The organism is Burkholderia sp. LMG 13014 (assembly GCF_905232215.1).
Classification (GTDB): Bacteria; Pseudomonadota; Gammaproteobacteria; order Burkholderiales; family Burkholderiaceae; genus Burkholderia.
This window is the reverse complement of the sequence record NZ_CAJNKE010000740.1, coordinates 1-2,554: the sequence shown is the minus strand read 5'-3', so window position 1 is coordinate 2,554 and position 2,554 is coordinate 1. Positions and strand designations below refer to the sequence as shown.

Below are 2,554 nucleotides of genomic sequence, written 5' to 3'. Positions count from 1 at the left end.
GCGAACCGATTCGCGACCCCGCGAACGACCACCTGCTCACCCCGCAGAATGCGGCGTTCATCGTCATCGATTACCAGCCGGTCCAGGTGAACTCCATCGCGTCGATGGATCGCCAGCTGCTGATCAACAACATCGTCGGCGCGTCGAAGGCGGCCGTCGCGTATGGCCTGCCGATCGTCCACTCGACCGTCAACGTGAAGACCGGCCTGAACAAGCCGCCGATCCCCCAACTGCGCGCGGCGCTGGAAGGCCATCCGACCTACGACCGCACGAGCATCAATTCGTGGGAAGACGTCGAGTTCCGCCAGGCCGTCGAGGCGACCGGCCGCAAGAAGCTGATCATGACCGCCCTGTGGACCGAAGCGTGCCTGACGTTCCCGGCGCTCGACGCGCTGAAGGCCGGCTACGAGGTGTACGTGGTCGTCGACGCGGTGGGCGGCACGTCGGTTGCCGCGCACGAAGCGGCGCTGCGCCGCATCGAACAGGCCGGCGGCCAGATGATCAGCGTCGCGCAGCTGTTCTGCGAGCTGCAGCGCGACTGGGCGCGCAGCGCCACCGTGCCGGCCTTCATCGACCTGTTCATCGAAACCGGCGGCACGGCCGGCATCCAGTTCTCGTACGACAAGAGCTGACGGGCCCGCGCGGCCGCGGACGTTTCCGGCCGGCGGCGCGCACCCGCGCGCTGTCGGCCTCATCCGTTCCGCGCCACCCGGATGCCCCCGTGGCCGGTCAGGCCGCCTTTCCGTATCCGTGATTCAATGTCGATCGAACCGGCGCCGCGCAATCCGGCGGCACGGCGATTCGTAACCTCATCGATCGACCCTCACTGGATCACCATGACGAACCCTGCCGAAATCAAGGCGCTCGTTTTCGATGTCTTCGGAACGATCGTCGACTGGAGAGGCGGCGTGGCACGCGGCGCTGCCGCGTTCCTCGACCGCTATGCCCCCGCGCTCGACCCGCTCGAATTCGCCGATGCGTGGCGGGCCGAATATTCGCCGTCGATGGAGGAAATCCGCAGCGGGCGCCGCCGCTACGTGCGGCTCGACGTCCTGCACCGCGAGAACCTCGTCCGCACGCTCGACCGCTACGGGATCGTCGACGTGCCCGACGCCGACATCGATGCGCTCAACCTCGCGTGGCACAGCCTCGACCCGTGGCCCGACGCCGTCGCGGCGCTGCAACGGCTGAAGCGGCGCTTCATCATCGCGCCGCTGTCGAACGGCAACATCCGGCTGATGGTCGACGTCGCGAAACGCGCGGGGCTGCCGTGGGATGCGATTCTCGGCGCCGAAGTCGTCCGCGCGTACAAGCCGTCGCCGCAGGTGTACAGCGACACCGTCGAGATTCTCGGCGTGGAGCCGGCCGAGCTGTGCCTGGTCGCCGCGCACAACGGCGATCTCGCGGCCGCGCGCCGGCAGGGGCTGTCGACCGCGTTCGTGCTGAGGCCGACCGAACACGGGCCCGGCCAGACGACCGACCTGAAAGCCGACGACGCGTGGGACTTCGACGTCAAGAATCTGCACGAACTCGCGGACCGGCTGGGTTGCCCGGGTTGAGGCCGGGCTCGATGCGCGAGCGCAGCGCGCTGCCGGCTGCACTGCAGGGCCGGCGGAGCGGTGCATCGGGCGCGTCGCGCATCAAGTCAGACGACTGGTAGACTCCGCCCACCCTGTCCCGTCGCGGCCGCGTCCCCTATGTCGTCACCCCTGCGTCTTGTCGAAGGCAAACTGACCGCATTGCGCTTTCTCGAGCGCCCCGACCAAGGCAGTGCCGGAAGCCGTCAGGTGCCGCCCGTCGACCCCGAAGCCCGCAAGAAATCGCTCGGTTACTGGTTCACGCACACCGCGGTGCCGATCCTTGCGGCGCTCACCGGTAACGGGGCCGCGGCCAATGCGCTGATGTTTCAGCAAGCCGACGAAGATTTCGTCCTCGCCCAGTTGAACGCCGCAGCCGACAAAGTCGAGCATCCGGCGACGTGGTCGTACGCGAACTTGCGCGAGACCAGGACCTTCTCGTCGGCAAACGCATACGTGATGGTCGGGAAGAACGGCAAGATCCTGTTCGCGAAGCTTCCGGTGGAAATCGACATTGGCGGCAATACGTACCGAGGGTTCCTTGGCGGCCAGTGCTTCGACGTTGGCGACGACGTGGTGGCCGTGATCGATCGCCGCGGCCGCCTGTTCGCGCTGTCGTCTCCCGACCGGCAGCGCATGGTCATGGATCACGCGTGCGGCGACAAGGGGCTGGCCTGCCTCACACACGTTCTCTGGCTGGCGTGGAAATGGATGTTCATCGGCATGAACTGCTTTGTCATCCCGATGATGGCCCTGGTGCTATGGACCGGCGACGGCGGCTTCTCCGACCTGGATACCGATCTGGCGGTGTTGCTGGGCGGGCCGCTTGCGATCGGTGTCCTGCTCGCGCTGCTCGTGGGCGTGCGGCTGTCGTGGTCCGACTGGCTGCCGGCGTGGCGCACGTCGAGCATCCTGAAGGCGCTGGGCCGGCCGGATCTGTGCAAGGTCCATTTCTTCGAAACGCGCACCGAGGCCGA

Annotated in this window: 3 protein-coding genes; all 3 read left to right on the top strand. The window is 67.3% G+C overall.

The annotated features are described in order from the left end of the window. A partial coding sequence (locus JYJ84_RS33890) for a hydrolase (protein WP_205190076.1) occupies window positions 1–632 on the top strand: 632 nt, incomplete at its 5' end. 204 nt (window positions 633–836) lie between these two features. After that, complete coding sequence (locus JYJ84_RS33885; RefSeq protein WP_174958510.1) at window positions 837–1,559, top strand: haloacid dehalogenase type II; 723 nt, start codon at window positions 837–839, stop codon at window positions 1,557–1,559. A gap of 60 nt (window positions 1,560–1,619) precedes the next feature. Continuing rightward, window positions 1,620–2,554 (top strand): hypothetical protein (locus JYJ84_RS33880; protein ID WP_240201942.1); only part of this gene is annotated, 935 nt, incomplete at its 3' end.

Coding starts and splice junctions, on each gene's coding strand:
- JYJ84_RS33885 (WP_174958510.1), top strand. CDS start 837: ATGACGAACCCTGCCGAAATCAAGGCGCTCGTTTTCGATGTCTTCGGA.